Annotated in this window: 23 protein-coding genes; 11 read left to right on the top strand and 12 right to left on the bottom strand. The window is 31.0% G+C overall.

What is annotated here, in order from left to right; all coding sequences use genetic code 11:
• Positions 1 to 249 precede the first annotated feature (249 nt).
• The 4 genes from AC1EUY_RS14525 to AC1EUY_RS14510 all read right to left on the bottom strand — a co-directional run bounded on the left by AC1EUY_RS14525 (position 250) and on the right by AC1EUY_RS14510 (position 5,135).
• Complete coding sequence (locus AC1EUY_RS14525; protein WP_480196274.1) at positions 250 to 1,266, bottom strand: helix-turn-helix transcriptional regulator; 1,017 nt, start codon at positions 1,264 to 1,266, stop codon at positions 250 to 252.
• Positions 1,267 to 1,607: 341 nt separating this feature from the next.
• Entirely contained in the window at positions 1,608 to 4,124 is a 2,517-nt protein-coding gene (locus AC1EUY_RS14520) for a sensor histidine kinase (protein ID WP_480196273.1), read from the bottom strand.
• 9 nt (positions 4,125 to 4,133) lie between these two features.
• Positions 4,134 to 4,568, bottom strand: a complete 435-nt coding sequence (locus AC1EUY_RS14515) for a response regulator (RefSeq protein ID WP_480196272.1) — start codon at positions 4,566 to 4,568, stop codon at positions 4,134 to 4,136.
• 12 nt (positions 4,569 to 4,580) lie between these two features.
• Positions 4,581 to 5,135 carry a helix-turn-helix domain-containing protein gene (locus tag AC1EUY_RS14510; protein WP_480196271.1) on the bottom strand — a complete coding sequence of 185 codons (555 nt, stop codon included), beginning with the start codon at positions 5,133 to 5,135 and terminating at the stop codon, positions 4,581 to 4,583.
• A 190-nt stretch (positions 5,136 to 5,325) separates the two neighbouring features.
• Between AC1EUY_RS14510 and AC1EUY_RS14505 the strand changes: the two genes are divergently transcribed.
• The 5 genes from AC1EUY_RS14505 to pdeM are packed head-to-tail and all read left to right on the top strand — an operon-like array spanning position 5,326 to position 12,796.
• Positions 5,326 to 7,068, top strand: coding sequence for an FAD/NAD(P)-binding protein (locus tag AC1EUY_RS14505; protein ID WP_480196270.1), 1,743 nt, complete (start codon positions 5,326 to 5,328; stop codon positions 7,066 to 7,068).
• Between the two features lie 8 nt (positions 7,069 to 7,076).
• Positions 7,077 to 8,099, top strand: a complete 1,023-nt coding sequence (locus AC1EUY_RS14500; RefSeq protein ID WP_480196269.1) for a ligase-associated DNA damage response exonuclease — start codon at positions 7,077 to 7,079, stop codon at positions 8,097 to 8,099.
• A complete protein-coding gene (locus AC1EUY_RS14495; protein WP_480196268.1) occupies positions 8,096 to 9,682 on the top strand; it encodes an ATP-dependent DNA ligase in 1,587 nt (528 codons plus the stop codon). Before AC1EUY_RS14500 ends, AC1EUY_RS14495 begins: the two co-directional genes overlap by 4 nt.
• Before the next feature lies 1 nt (position 9,683).
• Positions 9,684 to 12,143 carry a ligase-associated DNA damage response DEXH box helicase gene (locus AC1EUY_RS14490; protein WP_480196267.1) on the top strand — a complete coding sequence of 820 codons (2,460 nt, stop codon included), beginning with the start codon at positions 9,684 to 9,686 and terminating at the stop codon, positions 12,141 to 12,143.
• Positions 12,140 to 12,796 (top strand): ligase-associated DNA damage response endonuclease PdeM, encoded by a 657-nt coding sequence (gene pdeM, locus AC1EUY_RS14485; RefSeq protein WP_480196266.1) that lies wholly within the window; start codon positions 12,140 to 12,142, stop codon positions 12,794 to 12,796. Before AC1EUY_RS14490 ends, pdeM begins: the two co-directional genes overlap by 4 nt.
• 240 nt (positions 12,797 to 13,036) lie before the next feature.
• Here pdeM and AC1EUY_RS14480 read toward each other — a convergent pair whose 3' ends face one another.
• The 5 genes from AC1EUY_RS14480 to AC1EUY_RS14460 all read right to left on the bottom strand — a co-directional run bounded on the left by AC1EUY_RS14480 (position 13,037) and on the right by AC1EUY_RS14460 (position 15,920).
• Entirely contained in the window at positions 13,037 to 13,927 is an 891-nt protein-coding gene (locus AC1EUY_RS14480; RefSeq protein ID WP_480196265.1) for a mechanosensitive ion channel family protein, read from the bottom strand.
• 18 nt (positions 13,928 to 13,945) lie between these two features.
• Positions 13,946 to 14,395 (bottom strand): DUF892 family protein, encoded by a 450-nt coding sequence (locus tag AC1EUY_RS14475; protein WP_480196264.1) that lies wholly within the window; start codon positions 14,393 to 14,395, stop codon positions 13,946 to 13,948.
• Between the two features lie 144 nt (positions 14,396 to 14,539).
• Positions 14,540 to 14,962, bottom strand: a complete 423-nt coding sequence (locus AC1EUY_RS14470; protein WP_480196263.1) for a hypothetical protein — start codon at positions 14,960 to 14,962, stop codon at positions 14,540 to 14,542.
• A gap of 53 nt (positions 14,963 to 15,015) precedes the next feature.
• The gene (locus AC1EUY_RS14465; protein ID WP_480196262.1) at positions 15,016 to 15,468 is read right to left on the bottom strand and encodes a ferritin-like domain-containing protein; all 453 of its coding nucleotides are present in this window, start codon (positions 15,466 to 15,468) and stop codon (positions 15,016 to 15,018) included.
• Positions 15,469 to 15,617: 149 nt separating this feature from the next.
• Entirely contained in the window at positions 15,618 to 15,920 is a 303-nt protein-coding gene (locus tag AC1EUY_RS14460) for an HPF/RaiA family ribosome-associated protein (protein ID WP_480196261.1), read from the bottom strand.
• Positions 15,921 to 16,100: 180 nt separating this feature from the next.
• Between AC1EUY_RS14460 and AC1EUY_RS14455 the strand changes: the two genes are divergently transcribed.
• Positions 16,101 to 16,586: a YciE/YciF ferroxidase family protein gene (locus tag AC1EUY_RS14455; protein WP_480196260.1), complete on the top strand. Its 486-nt coding sequence runs from the start codon at positions 16,101 to 16,103 to the stop codon at positions 16,584 to 16,586.
• Positions 16,587 to 16,589: 3 nt separating this feature from the next.
• Positions 16,590 to 17,054, top strand: a complete 465-nt coding sequence (locus AC1EUY_RS14450; protein WP_480196259.1) for an arsenate reductase family protein — start codon at positions 16,590 to 16,592, stop codon at positions 17,052 to 17,054.
• An 81-nt stretch (positions 17,055 to 17,135) separates the two neighbouring features.
• Here the strand turns inward: AC1EUY_RS14450 and AC1EUY_RS14445 are convergent, their stop codons facing one another.
• Complete coding sequence (locus tag AC1EUY_RS14445) at positions 17,136 to 17,300, bottom strand: DUF1328 family protein (RefSeq protein WP_480196258.1); 165 nt, start codon at positions 17,298 to 17,300, stop codon at positions 17,136 to 17,138.
• Between the two features lie 188 nt (positions 17,301 to 17,488).
• Here AC1EUY_RS14445 and cls point away from each other — a divergent pair, with 188 nt between their 5' ends.
• The 4 genes from cls to AC1EUY_RS14425 all read left to right on the top strand — a co-directional run bounded on the left by cls (position 17,489) and on the right by AC1EUY_RS14425 (position 20,483).
• Positions 17,489 to 18,916 (top strand): cardiolipin synthase, encoded by a 1,428-nt coding sequence (gene cls / locus AC1EUY_RS14440; RefSeq protein WP_480196257.1) that lies wholly within the window; start codon positions 17,489 to 17,491, stop codon positions 18,914 to 18,916.
• Positions 18,917 to 19,051: 135 nt separating this feature from the next.
• Positions 19,052 to 19,642 (top strand): hypothetical protein, encoded by a 591-nt coding sequence (locus AC1EUY_RS14435; protein WP_480196256.1) that lies wholly within the window; start codon positions 19,052 to 19,054, stop codon positions 19,640 to 19,642.
• Between the two features lie 77 nt (positions 19,643 to 19,719).
• On the top strand, positions 19,720 to 20,184 hold the full coding sequence (locus tag AC1EUY_RS14430) for a DUF2383 domain-containing protein (RefSeq protein WP_480196255.1): 465 nt from the start codon (positions 19,720 to 19,722) through the stop codon (positions 20,182 to 20,184).
• A gap of 134 nt (positions 20,185 to 20,318) precedes the next feature.
• On the top strand, positions 20,319 to 20,483 hold the full coding sequence (locus AC1EUY_RS14425) for a DUF1328 family protein (RefSeq protein ID WP_480196254.1): 165 nt from the start codon (positions 20,319 to 20,321) through the stop codon (positions 20,481 to 20,483).
• Between the two features lie 181 nt (positions 20,484 to 20,664).
• On the opposite strand, the gene AC1EUY_RS14420 is transcribed toward AC1EUY_RS14425, so the two are convergent.
• Positions 20,665 to 21,327: an ankyrin repeat domain-containing protein gene (locus AC1EUY_RS14420; RefSeq protein WP_480196253.1), complete on the bottom strand. Its 663-nt coding sequence runs from the start codon at positions 21,325 to 21,327 to the stop codon at positions 20,665 to 20,667.
• A gap of 112 nt (positions 21,328 to 21,439) precedes the next feature.
• Positions 21,440 to 22,276, bottom strand: coding sequence for a helix-turn-helix domain-containing protein (locus tag AC1EUY_RS14415; RefSeq protein ID WP_480196252.1), 837 nt, complete (start codon positions 22,274 to 22,276; stop codon positions 21,440 to 21,442).
• Between the last annotated feature and the right edge of the window lie 630 nt (positions 22,277 to 22,906).

Genomic DNA, 22,906 nt, shown 5'->3' with positions numbered 1-22,906 from the left:
ATTATAATCAAGTTACACGTGGTAGTTATTTATAATTGCATAAGTTGTATTTTTTTTTACGTTTGTAGTAAATACTTACTATACATTCCGTTTACAGTTAAGAAATAATATTAGTTGATGTATCACTTTGTAAAATAGAGATACTTAAATAAATTCATCGAGGGTAACGTGCTATTATGTGATTTATGTATTTCGAAAGTGGCATTATATGCGACTTTCATTTAGATATGGTAATCAGTTTGCTAAAGATTATGCAGTAGCAGCTAACTTATTCATTGATTTATAACGGCTTGGCGAACAATTATATTTTTCTTTGAAGATTTTAGAAAAATAACTTCTACTAGAAAACCCTAATGTATATAGTATTTGAGAAATATTTAAATCTGTTGTCTTAATTAATTCTTCAGATTTGGTTACACGTACATCACGAATATAATCGTTTACTGTAGTATTATGCATTAACTTAAAACCTTCTTGTAACTTAGAAGGCGTTAAACCTATTTTGTGCGCTAGTTCTGTTACGGTTAGATTGGTTTCTGGAAAGTTATTGATAAATTCAGATAAGTCCTTAACCTGTAACATTTCGTCAGCTGTTAAATTGCCCGTTACATTTTCTCGTTTTATAAGATCTTTTTTATGTTGCTCAACCTCTAATGCTAAAATAACATGTACCAAGCCCTCTATCAATAAGGTTCTAACAACACCTTCTTGCTTGATAGCATCCAATTGCTTAATACGTTCTGCAATTTTTAAATTATAAGAGCCTACAAATAAGCTGTCTTCTGCTTTATTATGTATAAATGCATCTCTTAATTGCGTATTAATAGCAAACTGATTACCATCTCCAAATAATGTATTCACGGTAATTAAATTGACTACTACTTGAACGTCTTTATAAAAGAATAGGCTATTAGTGTCAGAATTTATATTTGATAAGATTGCTGTTTGAAATGTTTCTAATTCTACCTTATTGTCTGAAACACCAAAGGTATGAGCTAATTTGCCTTCTGCACAGTACGCAAAGTTAACCAATGCCTTTTTTGGTGCTTTAATATCTAACTTTATATCATTTTTAAATGTCATATTAAACTCTAAAAACGAAATACCACCTTTTAGACGCATTCCTTTAATACTACCATACCCTAATTCGTTATCTACATACAAGATGTGCTCTTTTAAGTTTTTTGATAATGTTCCACCTATTTCAGTTTGTAATTGATTAAAGATTTGAGAGATTTCTAGTGCTGTGATATTTAGAGTTTGCATTTGTCGAGAATTTAAGATTAATATTTTATCTGTGAGAAAAAAGGTTTAAGCTTTAGCAGCTAAGAAGCCTGCTTTTTATTTAGCTGTCGAACTTTTTCTGTTTCTAAGGCTAATTTTTTCTTAAATACGCGTCCAATTTTTGAAAACTGACGTTCTGTTTTTTTAATATGATATTTCATGTTTTAGTTCCTTTAATTTGATATTACAAAGGTGCAACGCTTATGCAGTTTTTGTGTTACACAATTTTTGGAACCTATTGCATAATTTTAGGAAAAGTGATATTGTAGAAAAAAAACCACCCTGTTAAGGATGGTTCTATATTATCAAGTTGACTGTTTTGTTTAATTAAAAGTAGATGGTAAATGTTTTAGTTTACCACTTGGTAAGAACATAGTAAAGACAGAACCTTCGTTTAAAACACTTGTTGCCATAATGTGGCCGTGATGTTTTAGAATAATTTTTTCGCAAATAGCTAAGCCAATACCTGTACCAGAATATTCATGCTTTTGATGCAGTCTGTTAAACAATTTAAAAATTGTCTTATTATCTTCATTATTAAAACCAATCCCATTATCAATTACCTTGATAACATGGTAATAGGCATGCGTTTTAATAAAGTCTTGCGAGATTTGATTACTATGCATCTTTGTGCTTTCAATAGTAATTTTAATAGGCACATCTCTTTTTCTATACTTTATTGAGTTACCAATAAGATTTGTAAACAATTGTTCCATTAAAAATGGAATAGCATTTAGTGTAGGTAGATTATTGTAATTTATTAGTGCTTTTGTATCATCAATACGTTCAGAGTAATCTTCTAATACCGTTGCCACAATTTCATTTAAATCTGTAAGCTCGTAGTTGTAAGCTTTATTATCTATGCGTGAAAACGCCAACAAATTGTTAATTAAGATACGCATTCGTGAAGTAGTATCTTTAACTTTATTAATATACCCTCGTCCGCGTTCGCTTAAATTTTCAATATCATTGTCTGATATACGAGATAAAAACATTTGCACCTTACGCAAGGGCTCTTGTAAATCGTGACTAGCTATACGATTAAACGAATCAAGCTCACGATTTCGGCGTGCTAATTCTATATTTTGTTCTTTGAGAACTAATTCATTTTCAATACGATCACTTACATCCTGTATAATGCCTAACATAATTTGCTCTCCATCCTTTTCTTTATAAGCACCACTGGTATATAAGTATTTGATTTCATCTTGTTTACTAATAATTCTAAATATAAATTCAACAGGTTTTTTATGTTCAAAGGCATCACCCACTTGTCTGTCGTACATTTCTAAATCGTCAGGATGGGTAAATTCTCTAAATTTGGTAGATGAAGATTCAAAAGCTTGCGGTTCATACCCCATAATTCTATATACATTATCTGATAAATGTGTAATATCATCTTTCATATACCAAACATAGCTTCCCAACTTTGCCATCTCCTCGGCCTCGTTTAATACCGCATTTTTTAAAATAAGCTCGGTATTAGCGACCTTTATTTCGTCTTGTATATTTACTAAATTAGTAAGCTCGGTAACCATTACTTGCAGCCCATGCATATCAGGTACATATCGCGCGTTAAAATAACGGATTTTATCATCAATAGGTATAGATAGTAACTTTTCGTAATAGGTTTTGTTTATAAATGATTCTATTAATTGATTAAAATTACCACTCGCTTTTAAAAAAGGATACACTTCTGAAACCTTTTTCCCAATGATTTGATTAACGTTTGTATCAATTATTGATCTGTTGGCAATACTAGCGTGCTCAATAGTAAAGTCAATCACTTTATCACCTTCATATATTGGTTTATAAAAGTTGACGATATCATTAGAATTTTCTAAAATAGTATCTAAAATATTAGACTTTTTTGTAATTTCTTCATCTTTGCTAACCACATCGGTAATTTCAGTTGCCATAACATGCAACCCATCTTCTGTGGGAATGAATTGTTCTTTAAAATGCCTTGTTTCACCTAAGATATTGTTGGTTTTATTATTCTTATAATATTCTTGGTTTTTGTAAGCTGCTATCATTTTTTCCATTATACCTTCAGGTTCTAAAAAAGGAAATACGTCGGTAACTTTTTTGCCAACCATATCTTTAACCTTGTAGGTAGATATACTACTATTAGCACTACTTACATGCCCTATAGTAAAGTTTATTACTTCGTCATTATCATTGTATATGGGTAAAAAATAATTGATAATATCACTTGTATTATTGAGTATGGTATCAAGGATATGCGATTTTTTCAAGATTTCTTTTCTGTCTAAAAAAATCTTGTATAATGATAATAACAAAATTACTAATGAAATTAGACTCATACCCAGAAATACCGTAGGCAAGGCTTTACTATCTTTCTTAAATTTCGAAATATCAGAAGATACATCATAACTATGAGAGTCTAATAAACGTTTTTTAAAAAAATTAAGATCGCTAAATAAGCTAATAACTTGTTGTTTATTATTATCGACGTCTGTAGTAATAACTTGCGAAAGCCTATCAAGTAAAACGTTGTACTTTTTTTTAAACGCTTTATAAACTTCATCTTTAGGTTGAATATTTTCTAATAGTGTGAGGTTTTTAGACTGTATGGTATTCAGTTTTGCGGCATCTAATTTGTTAGTTAAGAAATCGATTTCCAAACGGTTTAAATTTTGCTCTAAATCGACGAAATTCTTAGTTTCAAAATTATTTTCTACAATACGCTCACCAGAACGTAGTAAATCGAAAATTTGAGCAACGGTAATTGTAAATATAATTGCTAGTACTACAAACGATAGCAGTAATGCTACGGAATAACTTTTTTGTGAATTTAAAAAATGAGCGGTGTTCATATCACAACATTATATTCTAAATAAAAAGTTATCACGATTAAGGTTTGAAGTGTGGTACTGCCAATTAATTTTTAATACCTTACTAATTACTTTTTTTAGGGCACTAAAATTACTTGGCTTATTAATATAAATATTGGCACCATTTACAAAGGTATCTTCTATATCTTTTTCAGAAGAAGAAGTTGAATAAATCGCGATAATAATATCTTTCAATTTGCTATTTGCTTTTATTTCTTTTAAGCACTGCATGCCATTTTTAATTGGCATGTTTAAATCTAGAAATAATAAATTAGGTAGTTCAGCATCTGGGCTGTTAAGGTAATCCATCAGCGCTTGTCCGTGATTAAAAGTAGATAATACGGTATTTAAATTTACGTCTTCAATTGCTTCTTTAAAAAATAAGCGATCATCTTCGTCGTCGTCTGTGAGAATTACTTTTAGCATTAGTGGTTTTTGTTAATTGTTTAATTGTACACGACGTCGTTCTATAATTCTCTGAAACGCAGAAGGTGTTAACCCTGTGGTTTTTTTAAATTGACGTGACAAATGTGCTACACTGCTGTAGTTTAGCTTATAAGCAATTTCTGTTAAAGTACTGTTAGTGTTTAATAAAAAATCTTTTGCTTTTTCTACTTTTTGTAAAATTATATAATGTTCTATAGATGTGTAGGTTGCTTCAGAAAATAAGGTTGACAAATAGATGTAAGAATAATTGAGCTTATCTGCTAAATAATCAGAAGTATTAATAAGTCTCGCCCTTTCATCATCCAACATTTCATTAATAACTGCTTTTATACGTTCAACCATAGATATTTTTCGATCTTCTATTATTTCAATATGATAGTTGCTTAGAATTTGTTTAAACGTTTTCTTTTTATCATTTGATAAAGCTTGTTTAAATTCAATCTCATTAATACCATGAATTTCAAAATCTATATTTAAAGCATTGAGTTGCTCTTTTAAAAGTGTTTTAAAAGTATTGTTAAAATCGTATGTGACATATATTTTCAAGAAGAAGTTGGTATAGTTTATAAATCTGCCCTAATCAAAGATATGGCTTTTATTATCAATTTTAACATTTTGTAAAAAAGATAAAACAAAAGTAAATACGAATATCACGCTATTGAGTTACAAATTAATTTTAATGAGTATATAATACTATAGGGATTGATATATTTTTGAATTCCTAATTTACAAAACTTTGAAAAAATTAGCAGTAAAAACAGTTGCCATAATTGGTTGTGGCCCTAGAGGTTTATCGGCATTAGAAAGCTTATATCATTTCTATGAAACTATAAGTAAAACCTTTGAACTAAAAATTATTGTTTTTGAACGAACGGGTTACTTTGGTAGTGGGCAAGTATATGCGCAACATCAAACAAAAGATAATTGGTTAAACGTATCAGAGCGCGCACTTACTATTCCAAAACGTAAAAAAATAGTAAATAAACTGTTCCAAATCGAAGCCTTTGATTCTTACCAAGATTGGGCTGGATACACATTAATATCTCACGGCAATAATGATGTCTTTCCACCACGAGCAAAGCTAGGTTCTTATTTAAGTCAACGCTTTGAATCAATACAAAAACCATTAGAAGATAAAGGCATTTTAAAATGTTATACAAGCTTGGTCAAAGATGTTGCATATAAAAATGGCACATTCCAAATTACTACAGAAACTAATATAACTTATAAAGCTGATGAAGTTGTATTAACTATAGGACATCAACCTACTTATAGTTCTGAGCAACTTAAAAAATGGACAAATTTTAAACAACAAAATAGTGCTCTCAATTTATTTACAAAGCCATATCCTATATCATCGCTATTTAAAACTGATGCTATTAATACAAACAAAATAGTTGCATTACGAGGATTTGGATTAGCCATGATTGATGTCGTGAGAGCTATTGCAAATAAAACGGGCGGTTATTTTGAAATTATAGATGATCATACTCAAAAAATGATTTTTTATCCTGGCAAAAACTGTCCAAAAAAAATCATCCCTTTTTCATTAGATGGCTTACCAATGGCACCAAAGCCTATCAACAAAAAGATTGACGATTGGTTTGTGCCAAGCAAGCAGCAGCTCAAAAGGTTGAGAAAAACATTAAAAGAAGCTAAGAGACACTCTTGTAATATTACATCAGAATTATTTTTAGTTGATGCCTTATTACCTGTAATAGTAGAAAAATTTTTAGAACTAAAGGAAAAAGCAGTAGCACATAATTACGATGAATTACAAGTGATAGATTTTGCGAAGTCCTGGATTTTAGATGATAAAAATGAGGTTCCTATTAGTACATCTAAAAATAAAACACCAACTAAAATTATGGAACAATACGTTAATATGGCGGCTGGAAAAAAACCAATAAGCTTAGATTATTGTATTGGGCAGGTATGGCGTCACTGCCATCCAACTTTATATAAGTCATTGTCTTTTAATACTTTTTCAGAAGAAGTTATTGATAAAATAATAACTTTAGACAATAAATTAAAACGATTAACCTTTGGCCCACCACTTGCAAGTTTGCAACAATTATTGGCTATGATTAACGCTAATATTTTAACGCTTAAGGTAGTGGATGATCCAGACATTGCTTGCACTTCAAGAGGTTGGCATTTAGATGTAGAGAATAATGAAGTCGTAGCTAATGTGATGATAAATACGGTGCTTGATGCTCCAAAAATTTTAGATGTTAAATCATCTATAATTCGCAATCTATTACAGCATAACTACATCCAACCCATACATTCTAAATTAGGAATAGATACGTACCCTAATGGCATTGTTAATATACCAAATACTAATAAAACGATACCACTAGCTTTACATGGGCGATTGGCAAAAGGAACGCTGTTTGGCGTAGATGCAATTTTAGAGTGTTTTAATGAGCGCTCAAATAACTGGGCAAAAGAAACCATTAAACGCCTAAATAATTAAGTTATAGAATGAAACTTATAAAATTCACAAAAAAAGGGCTCTATTGTAGCGTAGGAAAATTTTATTTAGACCCTTGGTTTCCTGTAGATTATGCGATCATTTCTCATGGACATGCCGATCATGCTCGTTGGGGCAACAAACATTATTTATGCCATACACATACTAAAAATATTATTAAACACCGTATAGGGCAAGATATTTCTATAGAGACATTAGGGTATAACGAACCAAGAACAATCAATGGTGTAAAAGTGAGTTTTCATCCTGCTGGGCATATCATTGGTTCTGCACAAATTCGTATAGAACATAAAGGCAAAGTAGTTGTTTTTACAGGCGATTACAAGGTTAAACATGACAATATCACCATTCCATTCGAGTCTGTAAAATGTCATGAATTCATTACCGAAAGCACTTTCGGATTACCAATTTACAAATGGTTACCAGATACAGTCTTGCAAGAGCAACTATATAATTGGGTAGCACAAAACAAAGCAAATAATCGTACGAGTGTGTTTTTTGGATATTCTTTAGGGAAATCGCAAAGAATTATGAAATTAGTAGAAGGTTTAGATGAAATTTATGTGCACAACGCCATCTACAATATTAATAATGCTATTGAAGCTTCTGGGATTTTATTACCTCAAACGCAAAGACTCGACGCAAGTTTCAACAAAGAAGATATAGCTGAGAAAATAATTATTATGCCTCCTACATTATTAGGCAGTAAAATGCTAAAACGTATACCTAATGCTGCTACTGCTATATGTTCTGGTTGGATGCAAGTGAGAGGTAATAGACGTTGGCGAAGTGTTGACGCTGGATTTGCTATAAGCGATCACGCAGATTGGGACGGGCTATTACAAGCTGTAAAAGCAAGCGAAGCCGAAAAAGTATATGTAACACACGGCTCACAAGCTACTTTTTCTAAATATTTAAACGAAATAGGTATAGAATCTGAAGAAGTAATCACAGAATATGGCGATAATGAGTTACAGCAGGGAGAAGAAACGACTAAAGAAGCTAAAGTATGAAACACTTTTCCAAACTTATAAGCGCTATTGAAATTACAAATAAAACTAATGCTAAAATTGAAGCATTAGTCCACTACTTTAAAACAGCTAATGATAAAGATAAACTTTGGATGATTACATTATTTACTGGTAAGCGTCCGCCACGCCCAGTAAAATCATCACTTATGAAACTATGGTGTTCTGAAATTACTAATTTACCAGAATGGTTATTTTTAGAAAGTTACAGTACTGTTGGTGATTTAGGCGAAACACTAGCATTATTGTTGCCGCCGCCAATACATCATATAGAAAAACCATTACACAAATGGATGGAAGAACTCATAGCCTTAAAATCAAAATCTAATCAAGAAAAAAAAGACTATGTTTTAAATGCTTGGAGTGGATTACAAGCTCAAGAACGTTTAATATTCAATAAATTAATTGGCGGAAGTTTTCGTATTGGTGTCTCTAAAAAAACCTTAGTGAATGCCTTATCAAAACTTACAAAAATTAATACCAACCAATTAATGCACAGTATTATTGGCAATTGGGATATCAATACTATTACTTTTGAAGAGTTACTCTCTGGAGCACATATAAACTACGATAATTCTAAACCATATCCTTTTTGTTTGGCATATGCCCTTGAAAAAGAACTTGAAGATTTAGGCGCTATAAATCATTGGCAAATAGAGCTTAAATGGGATGGAATTCGTGGACAAATTGTAAAGCGCAACAATGAAATATTTATATGGAGTCGTGGAGAAGAGTTGGTAACACAACAATTTCCAGAACTTACTGAGGTATTTTCAAAATGGGCATACGATTTTGTAATCGATGGCGAAATTTTAGCAATTAAAGATAGTAGCGTGTTATTATTTAACGATTTGCAAAAACGATTGAATAGAAAAAATGTTTCTAAAAAATTATTGAAAGACATACCTGTAGGTTTTTATGCTTATGATATCATGGAATTTCAAGGTAAAGATATTCGTGAACAGTCGTTATCAATTCGTAGAGAGAAGTTAGAAATTGTATTTCAAGATAATCAGTTTGAAAATATTAAACTGTCTCCTATTATTACTGTAAAAAAGTGGGACGATTTAAATACCATTAGAAATAATGCACGTCAATTAAACGCTGAAGGTTTAATGTTAAAGCAAAAACAGTCACCTTACCATACAGGACGTAAAAAAGGCGATTGGTGGAAATGGAAAGTAGATCCGCTAACCATTGATGCCGTTATGATTTATGCACAAAAAGGTAGCGGACGTCGAAGTTCAAAATTTACAGACTATACTTTTGCCGTTAAAAATGGTGAAAAGCTGATAACCGTAGCGAAGGCTTATTCAGGATTAACAGATAAAGAGATTACAGAAATTAGTCGTTGGGTTAACAAAAACGCCATCGAAAAATTTGGCCCTGTAAAAACAGTAAAACCAGAATTAGTATTTGAAATTGCTTTTGAGGGTATTGCATTTAGTAAACGTCATAAATCTGGAGTAGCACTTCGTTTTCCAAGAATTAAGCGTTGGCGAAAAGATAAAAGTGTAGCAGATATTGACACTATAGAAAGTGTAAAAAGCTTAATATATTCAACATAAATTGATAAAACTAGAGCATACAGAAGGTTTTAAAATTATCCATAATTGGATGCAATCTAAACAGTTTATACCTTTTGATTTCCAATTAAAAGCATGGAAAAAGTACGCCCAAAATTTTAACGGACTAGTTGTTGCACCTACAGGGTTTGGCAAAACATATGCTCTTTTTTTAGCAGTAGTTATTGACTATTTAAATTATCCTGAAAATTACAAAAAAGGAATTAAATTACTTTGGGTAAGCCCGTTAAGATCTTTAGCAAAAGACTTGCAAAAAGCTATGCAAAGTGCTATCGATGAGATTGGATTAGATTGGGAAGTGGCAGTGAGAAATGGAGATACACCACAAAATGTTCGCAGAAAACAAGAACGAAATATGCCAGACATTGTGTTAACAACACCAGAGACAATGCATTTACTTTTCTCACAAAAAAAGAACTCTCGATGGTTTAAAAACGTACAATGTATGGTGGTTGACGAGTGGCACGAATTACTTTCAACAAAACGAGGTGTACTTACCGAATTAGCAATTGCATGCTTAAAATCGCTTTCTAAGAACATACGTATTTGGGGTATATCTGCAACTATCGGTAATATTGAACAAGCTAAGGAGGTACTCGTGCCATATAAAGATATCAAAACAGCGATAATTACATCTAAAGAAAAGAAAAAATTAAAAATCATTTCATTATTACCAGATGAGGTTGAACTGTTACCTTGGGCAGGACATTTAGGAGGTAAGTTAGTATATAAAGTACTTCCAATTATTTACGAAAATAATACCACCCTCATCTTTACAAACACACGCAATCAAGCCGAAATATGGTATCAACTATTGTTAGATGCAGACACAGATTTGGCAGGGCAAATTGCGATTCACCATGGTTCGATTGATGCAAAACAGCGCAATTGGATTGAGGATGCGATTAATGATAGATTGTTAAAAGCTGTTGTATGCACTTCATCACTAGACTTGGGTGTTGATTTTAAACCAGTAGATTGTGTAATACAAATAGGCTCATCTAAAGGTATTGCACGTTTCATTCAACGCGCTGGACGAAGCGGGCATTCGCCCAATGAGATTTCAAAAGTGTATTTTGTTCCTACGCATTCCTTACAGCTTATAGAAGTTTCAGCTTTAAAAGAAGCTGTGAAGCATAGAGATGTTGAAGCCAGAGAACCTATGGTACTTACCTATGATGTTCTTGTTCAGTTTATGGTAACACTAGCTGTAGGCGAAGGATTTAATAAAGAAGAAACTTTTGAATTAGTGACTCATACCTATGCTTTTTCATTCTTAAAAGAAGAAGAATTTAATTGGGTGATACAATTTATAACAAAAGGAGGAAGTACTCTAAAAGCTTATGAAGAATTCCATAAAGTGGTATTAGATAAAGATACACAGCTGTATAAAGTGAAAAGTAGGCGTATAAGCATGCTACATCGTATGAACATTGGTGCGATTGTAAGCGATGCAATGATGCGTGTAAAGTTTATGAAAGGCGGTTATGTGGGGATGATTGAAGAATATTTTATTTCAAAACTAAAGAAAGGAATGCCATTCATTTTAGCAGGTCGTGTGCTTGAAATCGCTCATATTAAAGATATGACAGTATATGTGCGCAAAAGTAAATCTAAAAAAGCAATAACGCCAAGTTGGAAGGGAGGACGTCTGCCACTAACGTCTTATTTAAGTCATTATTTACGATTAAAATTAAATGACGCCTTACAACCCTCTGTTAGAGAACGCGAGTTAAAATTTCTCAATCCGTTATTGTCTGTACAAAATTTGAATTCTCATATACCAAAATCGGATGAGTTTTTAGTCGAAAAAATTAAAACAAGAGATGGATATCATTTGTTTTTTTACCCATTTGAAGGGCGATTGGTTCACGAAATTATGGCATCCCTTATTGCTTATAGAATGAGTAAAAAACAAAGAATAACCTTTACTATTGCTATGAATGATTATGGTTTCGATTTATTGAGTGATCAAGATATTTTGATTTCAGAAAACGATTTAAAACAATTACTTTCAAAAGATAACTTAATGGATGATGTGGTAGCTAGTATCAATGCCTCTGAAATGGCAAGTAGAAAGTTTAGAGACATTGCTGTTATTGCAGGGTTAGTAATACAAACACATCCAGGAACACGTAAAACAAACAAAAGCCTGCAATCTTCTTCTGGATTAATTTTTCGAGTTTTAGAAGATTATGAATCTGATAATTTATTACTTCGTCAAGCCTACACCGAAGTCTTTAATGAACAGTTAGAAGAAGTAAGACTACAAAATGCCTTTGAGCGTATCTCAAAAAGTAACATTATCTTTAAAGTGGCTAAGGGTTATACACCGTTAAGTTTCCCGATAAAAGTAGACAGTTTACGTGATACAATGAGCAATGAGAAATTAAGTGATCGTATTGCAAGGTTACAAAAACAACATTATAAGTTAATAAATTGAATATAATTACTAAAAATATCTTATTTGCAAAAGAAACGCTAACCATCACAAACCAACGTGTTCTTTATTGGAAATCGCAAGAATGTCTAATTTTTTCTGATATCCATATCGGAAAAACAGCCCATTTTAGGCAACACGGTATTGCTATACCAGATTCTATTTTAAATAAAGATTTAGAGCGATTAAAAGATTTAATTTATCATTTTAATCCTAAAAAAATAATTGTTGTTGGTGATCTCTTTCATGCGAACTACAATAGAAATATTTCATACTTTAAACAATGGTTAATACAATTTAATTCTATTGAAAAATATTTAATACGGGGCAATCATGATAGATTTAAAAAAGAATTTTACGAAACATTAAATTTTTGCACTTACGAGAGTTTAGTAATAAATAACATAAAATTCGTTCACGATATACAAGACATACATAAGGGTGAAAATTATATTTCAGCACATACCCATCCTGCAGTTTCATTACATCTACAGAGAGGGCAAAAAATAAAACTCCCATGTTTTCATATAAATCAAAACCAATTAGTGTTACCAGCATTTAGTTTATTCACAGGATTGAATATTAATTCTGGTATTGAAAACGGAACGTCATTTGGTTTTACAGATGATGCAATTTTTGAAGTTAACAATGCATAATATAATAATGCAATTGCGTTTTTATCTTTTATATTAAGATTAAAATTTGTGTTCTACGATAAAAACTTAATATTCTATTTCATACAAGCTAATATTTCAATTATTTCAGTTAACGACACCGTTAACAGAATGGTACTGTATATATAAACATTTTTAAACCAAGATATAAATTTTTCAGAATAGTATATACATAGTAGTAAATTGAATACCTTTATAATTATTTATACTCAAACTAAATCCTTATTCGTTATTATGAGTAACACTAACAGGTATACTTGTTTGAGAGCCATATAATTTAATTTCAGTAATATCGGCTGGCATATTCAATCCATTCTCTATAATAATGTTTTTTACATTTCTAACAACATCACTCTTTACATCGAGTGCTCTTTTTCTGTACTCTTTCGTTTTTATCCAAAATAACACCTTTAAATTTACAGTACTAACACCAAGAGAATCTACGGTTACAAAACTTTCATGTTCATCTTCATCGATAACACCTTCAGAGCTTCTTACAGCATCGATAATTACCTTTTTGGCAGTTTCAATATCATCATCATAATCAATACCAACGATAAAATCTAATCTAAAAAAGCCATCTTCAGTATAATTATAAACGGCTTTTTTTATAATATCACTATTTGGAATATAGACGTCTCTACCGTCAAATGTTTTTAGTTTTGTGTAGCGAAACTCTAGTGCTTTTACTTTTCCGAATATTTCGTCGATTTTAACAGTGTCATTGACATCAAAAGGGCGATTAAAAGATAAAATTACACCCGAGATAAAATTTTCGCCAATATCTCTAAATGCAAAACCAATCACCACAGCCGAAGCACCCGCAGCGGTAAGTATACCTGTCGCAATACCTCCCAAACCTGCTATTTTTAAAGCAAACATTATAACGAGTATAATGATACCTAATTTTACAGCTTTGGTTAAAAAATTTGTCATTAAAGGATCTTGTGTTCTGGATGATACCGTTCTCCGAAACAGATTGGCAATAAATCTCGAGATTAAGAATCCTACAATAACAATGAGTAACGCTACAATAATATTGGGAATTTGGTAAATAAATTCGTTCCAGTGCTCAACGAGTGATTTCTCTAGCTTAGATATGGCATCGTTCATAATATATTGTTTAAAATTTTAGACTAAATTCGATATGGTGTCTAATATATGTTTCTTGATATGTTTATGTGTGGTTTTAGCTTCGTCAATAATTATACTATTGGTGGTGCTTAAAACTTTAATCGTTTCGTAATTAGCAATTTTATAATTGATAAGTCGGTTTAACGACATGATAAACCCTGCTGTTTTAATGTTAGTGTCAATATCTTCATTACTTATTTGTTTAAGGTTTTTAAGCATTTCTTGCCCAACACTATCTGTGGTGTTTCTTACATTTAAACTGTAAGTGTCCAGTAAATTTGAGAGTTTAACTACGTCGGTTGTATTTGCTGTAATAAAACTTTTAATAGGTTCGTGTAAAGCTTTGCTTAAATGAGTTATGTTTATTGATACAAATTGTTCGTCTATGCTCTTACATAAGGCATAAAGATTAACAAGCTCTTTATTAAATAAGTCTTTTGTAGTCATGATACGTTATTTTGAGTTTAAAAAAAGTAGCCTAACAGCTAATACAAAATGACAAATACAATAAGTGTTGCGCAGCCACAGCCTTTGCTTGTAATTTTTTAGTACCAAACCAGGCTGTAAGTGTTCGTAGTACATTTTTCTCAATTAGTTTATTTTGTTGAGGTTTTGCTTGTCTTTATTACGCAAGCTCACATCTTTCATAAACCAAGCGAGTTCGCCATCGGCATTGGCTCCATAAGGAATCAATACCGTACCCCTACTACCGTCATTCATTTGCAGTACATAAAGCATACTCATATCTGAAGGGTTTGAATAACCCTCATATCGGTATTCGTCAACGATATCTATCTCGGAAACATTGTATATTTTTTTAGTGTCTAAATCTTTCAACTTGCCATCATCTAATTGATAACTTGCTGTAAATCCTTTATTTTGATATTCTCTTATTTTATCAATTTCGTGTTTTTGTTCGTTTGCATGCATGATTTCTAGTGTTTGATTTTTTGTTTTAAATTTAATACCAATGGTTCCGTATTTGTAATGCGATACGGTTTCATATTGACTCAAAAAAAAAGTGCTATTTCTAGCACCTCTTTTCAATCCTTAACTAAACTAATGTATTATAGTACATCTTCTAAATAATCGGCTTTATTATAACTACTTTCAATAGTGTTACGTTGTTTTCTCAAAATATTTACCGTTGTTGGAGGTAACTGGTTATCTTCTAAAACATCGTCATAATCGTTTAAAGCGGCTTTTTCACCATTTCTAACTTCTTCTAGCATTGACTCTTCCTTATCAAAAGAAAAGAATGCTTTAGTATCCATCCAACCTCTATGGATTGAACCAGCTATACTTCCATCGTTTTCATTTACTTCGCAGCCATTTGCTTTAAGCTCATTTCTTAACTCAGAACGAAATTGATGGCGCTCGTTTGCTTTGCGCTTAAAAAAGTTTTCTAAAGGTTGATTATCTACTTTCTCCGCAGCTTTTCTAAATCCTTGCTCAGCGTCGTATGCTTTTTCTAATAACCCATTTAATTTACTTTCTGTACTTTCTGAAAAAATTCCCATAATAATATAATATGTTTTAGTGTTGCAGTAAAGTGAAATTGATGCTTACTGCTTTCATCATTTATTTAATTTCTACTACAAATATAAGTGTCAAATGAGTGGTAGATTTGTTCAAAAAAAATTAAGATTAACTCAATCGAATTCAGTAATTATAAGTGTGTTTTCATTTTCCCTTTTCGTTTTTCAAGTCGATCTTTTAAATCGCGAAACGTCTCTGATATTGCAGCTTCAAAATTACCTTCATCAGAAGAAGCATATAAACGTGGCCCTGGCATACTTAATCTTATACCACAATGATGTTTTTTGCCATGATCTTTATTATCTAATTTTAAAAAAACATCACCTCTAATAATAAAAGGATAGCGCTCTTTTAAACTATTAAACTTGTCTTCAATTTGTTTCTCTAAACGCTCGCTTGCACTAACGTTCGCGTACTCAAATACTATCTTCATACTATTACATTTATAAATTATTATGTGAAATTACGAGGTGTTTTCATGTGAGATTAACTCTGAAACATTTACTGTTAATCCTATTAAATGCGTTAATGATAAAACTGTTTGCGTTAAATATTAGTAAGAAGTAGATGTAATTTTGTTGAAAACAAAACTGGACTAAAAACGCATTATATTATGAAAACATTACAAGATTTATTTTCACACCAATTAAAAGATTTATACTCTGCTGAAAAACAATTAAAAAACGCCATGCCAAAAGTTATTGAAGCAGTTTCAGATAACCGATTGAGAAATACTCTAGAGATGCATGTAAAGGAAACAGATAATCATTTTAATACAATACGTGAGATTTGTGACGATTTGAACATTAATCCTGGTAGTATTGTTTGTGATGCCATGAAAGGATTGGTAAGCGAGTGCGAGCACATGGCAAAGCACGATGCAGTTGCCGATGTTAAAGATGCAGGAATTATTGCCTGTGTACAGCGTGCCGAACATTATGAGATTTCGGCTTATGGTACAGCAGTACGGTTTGCTAGAGAACTAAAATACAATACAATTGCAGATAAACTACAGTCTATTTTAGATGAAGAATATAAAGCAGATCAATCGTTAGACAATCTCGCAGAAGGAAGAATTAACGAACAAGCTAAAGCATAGGTTATGGGAATTCTAGCTACAGATAACAAACAACTTATTTATATATATTCTGAAGACTCTGTATTAGGAAAAAAGGTGTTAGCTTATACTCAAAGTGTAAATGAAGCTGTAAGAACGATTAATATAAATAAAGAGACTTTATCACAAACTATTTGGGCAGAAATTGCAGATATGCTAAATGTACAAGTTGGAGAATTGTTTTCAATATCTCACCCAGATGCTCCTGATGTTGGCAGTACTGAAGATTTTTCTGCTCACGATTGGTTGAAGATAATTGAGCATAATCCGTCATTATTGCAACACCCTATTGCCATAAATGGCAATAGGGCTGAAATCATAGACAGTAGGTTCGACTTCTATAAATTCTATGATCCTGATGGAAGTAATTTTAACAAATCGCAAGAATCTATAAGACATGCTAACCACAAAGACACCACAGCAAACAAAAAATTTAATACAAAAAAATGATTTGTATTGCCATCAAAATATATAATACCCTTGTAATTGAAAGAATTACAAGGGTATTATATAACTTTATACTTTAGAAATTTAAGCCTTCTTCATTAAACTCCTTACGAGTGAGATAATAAAGAGTATTAAGAAAATATAGAATATAATTTTCGCAATTCCAGCGGCAGCTCCAGCTATTCCTCCGAATCCTAAAAAACCTGCAATGAGTGCTATTACTATAAAAATGATTGTCCAACGTAACATAAAATAAATTTTAAAAGGTTTATAAAAATTGATTAAAACAAATTTAGAAATATACCGAATGTTAGATTAGCTCTATAAATTTTCATTTTAACTCTATTGTATATTGTATTTGAGTTAGCATCTATGCGGTTTAAGCTAATTGCATTAATGAATTATAGGTAGCTTTACTTTTTCAAACTTTAAAGTTGATGCTTACTTTTTTTATCATACTGTATGTAGTATTGGCCATTTGGGCCGTTGTAAGTGTTCTATTGTATGGTAATAGGCCCGAGCGATCTGTAGCCTGGGTTTTTGTGATATTAATATTCCCGTTAGTTGGTGTATTACTCTACATACTATTTGGCATTAATAGAAGAAAATTTAAATTCTTTAAGCTAAACCACATTGCCAAAAGACGTTTATACGACTTAAATCATGACAGTGAAACTATTGAAGAATTTCAACATAAGTTTGATTCTCAGAAGTATAGTAAAATAGGTAAAGTTTTAAAGGCAAGTTCAGGATTTCCTGCTGTAGATGGTAATAAAGTTACACTACTTAAAGATGGTAGAAATACTTTTGAGGAAATTTTTAGTGCTATCGAAAAGGCTAAATCTTTTATTCATTTACAATATTATATTTTGGATGAAGGCGAAATATTGGAAGAACTATGTAGGCTGTTTGAGCAAAAAATTAAGGAAGGCGTTGAAATAAGAATTCTTTACGACGCTTTGGGAAGTTACGGCTGGAAGACTAAAGCTATAAAAAAGTTAGAAGTTTTAGGTGTTGAAATATGTTCGATTTTACCTATTAAAATGAACACCATTTTATCTACTCTTAATTTTAGAAATCACCGAAAAATAATTATAATAGATGGTACCATAGCCTTTACTGGTGGTGTTAATATTTCAGACAAATATATTAATGAAGATAGATCTGAATTTGGAATCTGGGACGACATACACCTAAAATTAGAAGGTAGTGCAGTAGATCATTTACATCGTGTATTTATTAAAGATTATTATTTTGCCAATAATGAGAAATTACTAACAGATAAAAAGTATTTACCAAAACAAAGTCATAAGGGTAATAGCCTCATACAAATTGTAACAGGTGGGCCAGATTTAAATTATCTCTCAATAATGCATCAATACGTAATGATGATTCATAGTGCAGAACAAAGCATCTACATTGAGAATCCTTATTTTATTCCAAATAGAATTTTGTTAGAAGCTCTCAAAATGGCTGCTTTACGTGGTGTTGAAGTACACATAATGGTTCCAAAAAACAACGACAGTAAAATAGCAAAATATAGTATGTTTTCAAATTTCGAGCCTCTATTAAAAGCTGGTGTAGAGATTTGTATTATTAAAGACACCTTTTCACATAGCAAATTAATAATTGTTGATGAGGCAATTGCATCCATTGGCTCTGGAAACTTTGATTATAGAAGTTTTGAACACAATTACGAAATTAATACACTTATTTACGATACACAGATTGCAGAAGAACTAGCAAACGATTTTAAAAATTCCCTGAATACTTGTAAAATATTAGATTATCAAGAATTTAAAAATCGTTCATTAAAGGATAAATTACTTCAAGGCATGGCTAAAATTTTTAGTCCATTACTGTAAAATTAGGCTTACAGTCTTTAGAGTTAATCATCAACTTTATCGAGCTAATATAAACACACATGCTACATTACTTTTGTACTAGACAAAATCGAAAGTCGATTATTCACAAAAATTTAATAACTAAAATATTATATTATGAAGAAATTATTTTTATCAGCTTTGGCACTATCATTATTATTGATTACAAGCTGTAAAATAGATCAGACGAAAGAAACTAAACTACCAGATGTTGATGTTGATATTGATGCAAGCGTAGAAGAAGGACAATTGCCAGAATTCGATGTTGATTGGGCAGATGTTAATATAGGTACAAAAACACAAACCGTAACGATACCAAAAGTTGTAGTAGTGATGGAAGAAGTAGCGGTAGAAGTACCTTACGTAGATGTTGATATGCCAAGTGAATTTGGTGATAAAGAAGAGCGTACCATTATGGTTGAAGCTGAAGTTGATGGTGTTGAACACACACTTGAAATTGAAAAAGTTTATGCCAGTAGTAATAATCTTATCGTAGTGTCAGAATTAGAAAAAGGAAGTAGAAGTTTAGGTGATAAAAAGCTACGTATTTCTGACCAAATAACTTTGAATGCACCAGACTTGAATGTAAAGCACTATATAGTTGGTGAACGCCCAAATCGGGTTTTTAATAAGTCTTTTAAATATTTTAAAAATGAAGATGATTTAGAAGCGCGACTAGAAGGATACAAAGTTATTTATTCGAATTAGAATTAATAGTTAAGTGAAAAGTTAAAAAGTGACTTCAGCTCTATGCTTAAGTCACTTTTTGTATTAAAATAAAAGTTATGAGAGCAAAGCAAAAATTACCTTCTGCATCAGAGTTTGAAAGTAAAATTAGGAGACTTTATAAAGAAGTAATAGATTCAAAAAAACGTTTTAAAAATTTAGGAAGACACTTAAATTCTGAAGAATACAAAACCTTTTGTGCTAAAAAAATAGTAGAGCGCCAACAATTTGCCACAGACATTGCAGCTATTATGCAGTCTCACAATATAAGATTAGAAAATAGTGGTACTACCACAGGTGCTTTCGATAGGCTTGTTACTTCAATTAAGAGTATTTTTATGGATAATAACAGCCAGTTGCTATCAAATAAAGCAAAATATCATGAAGAATCGTTATTAAGCCAATATAAACATGTGGGTAACAAACCAGAAATTTTACCCGAAAACTTCATCACACTCATAAATACACATAAAAAATCAATACAAAGTGATATCTCTGAAATGGAAAATTTACAGTTTAAATAGAATGGGTTTTAAAACTCATTAATACAGTTAAATGTAAATTTCTTACAGTCAATCAATACGCCCATAATAAATGATATTTGTAATAAACTATTAAAACAATAGTATTAAAATTTAACCATTAAAAATAAAACATTATGTTACGTTGGACAATTATTTTTATCGTATTAGCAATCATTGCTGGAGTCTTAGGATTTAGCGGAATTGCTGCAGGTGCTGCAAGTATTGCAAAGGTGTTATTCTTTTTGTTTTTAATTTTATTTGTAATATCTCTATTCAAAAAGGGTTCAGCCAAAATTTAAATACAGATGGAAAATATTAAAGATAACCTCTAGTTTTGTTTCTAGAGGTTTTTGTAATTATCCCTAAAATGTTACCAAATAGTAACATAACAGAATTTCATTATCTTCTCTCAATTATAAAAACATTGTTTTAAATATTAATCTTTTGGTTTTAATTATAATATTGAGATGTAAAACCAAATTATTTCTTCTTCAAACCTGTTAGATATTCTTCCACTTCTTTGTGCTCCTCTTTTTTAGCGATATCTAACGCTGTATCACCATTTTTCATTTTTAAAGAAATAGCTGCACCATTATCGACTAACAGCTTAATCATTTTTAGATTGTTGCGATGAACAGCTGAATGAAGCGCAGTAACACCATCCATTTGTATAGCATTTACATCAACACCATTTTCTATAAATAATTCACACAGTTCTAAATTTTCTTTGGCTACGGCTGAATGAAGTGCATTTACTTTTGAAGCATTTGTTGCAGGTATATTAGGATTTGCTTTATGTTCAATTAATAGCTTTGCTATTTCTGTTTGATTGAAAAAAGCTGCAAGTGATAGTGGCGTAAAACCATCATTAGAGTAGGTGTTTACAATATCATCTTTTTTATTTTTTATGTAATCTTCAACGACATCAATCTTACCACAAACTATGGCTTCGTAAAAGGAAAAGTTTTTCTTTAGAGAAACAGCTTTCGATAAAGCTTTATCCAGCCCACTGTAAGCAATAAGCATTAAACCATTGCTTCCGTTTGCATCTTTTAACTCTAAAACTTCTGGGTTGCCTTGAATGAGTTCAATTACTTTTTCAACCGCTTTGTTTTTAATATGTGTTTTTAATACCTCTATCATATTGTCGCTTTTAGTTGTGAAACACATAGTCGCACAAAAAATTAATGTAAGTAGTGATTTCATAAGAAAAATATTTTCAACAAATGAAATAACAAATTGTAAGTCTTACTTACTATATATCACTTTTTCTAAAAGCTGTTGGGGATTTGCCTGTAATAGATTTGAAATAGTAACTAAAATTACTTACACTTGAATAACCTACATCTGTTGCTATTTCTGTGATTCCCTTATTAGTATTTATCAATTGATTTTTTGCTTCAGCAATTCTTTTATTAGACAAATATTGAAAAGGTGTTATGGCGAAAATTTGGCGAAAATTTCGCAACAAATGATTTTCAGAGAGTAAACTAATTTGTGCTAAAGTTTTTAATGTGAGGTTTTTGCTGAAATTACTATCGATATAGTCTTTAGAATATAATACTCTTTGGTAGATTTCTTGGCGTGTAGATTTTTTCTTTGAATTTAATAGTGAAGCTTGATAAAAGTTATTTTCGTTTTGTTGCAGTATGGCTTGCAATAGATGGTGATAATATTCTTCTTTTTCAATGTCTTCAAAACCTAATTTAGATTTTATTCGGCCATACTTTAAAAGTTCAGAAACTAATCCATTATGAGAATAATTTCTTTCGTAAAACTTAAACCCTTGATTAATTTTTGTTTTAAAATCTAATAAGTTTTCTTCCGAAGTATTTAGTGATGAAATAAAATTAGATACAAAATCTGGCGAAAAAAATACGCAGAAAGATTCAGTTTCTTTTAACGTGTCAATCGTCAATCTATATTTAGTACACTCGTTTAAAACTAAAAAATTACTTTGGTTTACGTTGTATTCACGCTGTTTAACTTTATAGTTTGCTTGTCCATCATAAAAAGACTTGACAGATAAAAAACAATCGCCATACCACTCGTATTGCTTTGCTTTTTGATGTATAATAAAGTTTTGTACCACTCTTTAAATATAACTAAAAACTTTTTTTATAATTCTCATATCAAAATTTCTTGGATATCACTTTTATTACTTATTGTAAAAATGTCAAATAGATAAACCAAATTTAAGAGCTATTGAAATTTTAAATTCTGATTAAATGGATTGTGTCCCAAACTTTTGTAGAAAAGCTCTTTTCCTAGAATGAAGAGCAACAGAATGTAGGGGAATGGCTAAAAGTGATTAAAAACTGAATTAGCTTGAACAAATTATGATTCTGTTAAACTTTTATAAAGAAAAGGTAAGGTTTAGTGACTTGGATATATTAGAAGTTCACAACTTTACCTAATGCAGTATCGGCTGATTTCTTCATAAAATTCGCTTGATAAGTTATAGTCTTAGTAACCGAAAAATGACGGTATAATTTTTGAAGCATTTTGAATGGGAATTTTATCCCCAGAAATATTGCGAAAGATATGCCTCGCAATATGCATGCTAATTTTTTTATGGATTTCTAGTTTATCAGCAATCCTTTTAAAGTTTTCTGTTTACATTCCTTGTAACAGACTGCGTTCTTGAAAGTAAAACTCTTTGATCATGTAAGTTAATAGTGCCTAAATCTGGAAATATAAGATTATTTTGATTTTATTTGAT

The organism is Maritimimonas sp. 2210JD6-3 (assembly GCF_056591795.1).
Note: the sequence above shows the minus strand (reverse complement) of the source record. Positions and strands in the feature narration are given on the sequence as shown.

Bases quoted from the DNA above. Each gene is read 5' to 3' on its own strand.
- AC1EUY_RS14425 (WP_480196254.1), top strand. From the start codon at position 20,319: ATGTTACGTTGGACAATTATTTTTATCGTATTAGCAATCATTGCTGGA.
- AC1EUY_RS14445 (WP_480196258.1), bottom strand. From the start codon at position 17,300: ATGTTACGTTGGACAATCATTTTTATAGTAATAGCACTCATTGCAGGT.
- AC1EUY_RS14495 (WP_480196268.1), top strand. From the start codon at position 8,096: ATGAAACACTTTTCCAAACTTATAAGCGCTATTGAAATTACAAATAAA.
- AC1EUY_RS14515 (WP_480196272.1), bottom strand. From the start codon at position 4,568: ATGCTAAAAGTAATTCTCACAGACGACGACGAAGATGATCGCTTATTT.
- AC1EUY_RS14460 (WP_480196261.1), bottom strand. From the start codon at position 15,920: ATGAAGATAGTATTTGAGTACGCGAACGTTAGTGCAAGCGAGCGTTTA.
- AC1EUY_RS14465 (WP_480196262.1), bottom strand. From the start codon at position 15,468: ATGGGAATTTTTTCAGAAAGTACAGAAAGTAAATTAAATGGGTTATTA.
- AC1EUY_RS14525 (WP_480196274.1), bottom strand. From the start codon at position 1,266: ATGCAAACTCTAAATATCACAGCACTAGAAATCTCTCAAATCTTTAAT.
- cls (WP_480196257.1), top strand. From the start codon at position 17,489: ATGCTTACTTTTTTTATCATACTGTATGTAGTATTGGCCATTTGGGCC.
- AC1EUY_RS14435 (WP_480196256.1), top strand. From the start codon at position 19,052: ATGAAGAAATTATTTTTATCAGCTTTGGCACTATCATTATTATTGATT.
- AC1EUY_RS14500 (WP_480196269.1), top strand. From the start codon at position 7,077: ATGAAACTTATAAAATTCACAAAAAAAGGGCTCTATTGTAGCGTAGGA.
- AC1EUY_RS14430 (WP_480196255.1), top strand. From the start codon at position 19,720: ATGAGAGCAAAGCAAAAATTACCTTCTGCATCAGAGTTTGAAAGTAAA.
- AC1EUY_RS14520 (WP_480196273.1), bottom strand. From the start codon at position 4,124: ATGAACACCGCTCATTTTTTAAATTCACAAAAAAGTTATTCCGTAGCA.
- AC1EUY_RS14480 (WP_480196265.1), bottom strand. From the start codon at position 13,927: ATGAACGATGCCATATCTAAGCTAGAGAAATCACTCGTTGAGCACTGG.
- AC1EUY_RS14475 (WP_480196264.1), bottom strand. From the start codon at position 14,395: ATGACTACAAAAGACTTATTTAATAAAGAGCTTGTTAATCTTTATGCC.
- AC1EUY_RS14450 (WP_480196259.1), top strand. From the start codon at position 16,590: ATGGGAATTCTAGCTACAGATAACAAACAACTTATTTATATATATTCT.
- AC1EUY_RS14455 (WP_480196260.1), top strand. From the start codon at position 16,101: ATGAAAACATTACAAGATTTATTTTCACACCAATTAAAAGATTTATAC.
- AC1EUY_RS14420 (WP_480196253.1), bottom strand. From the start codon at position 21,327: ATGATAGAGGTATTAAAAACACATATTAAAAACAAAGCGGTTGAAAAA.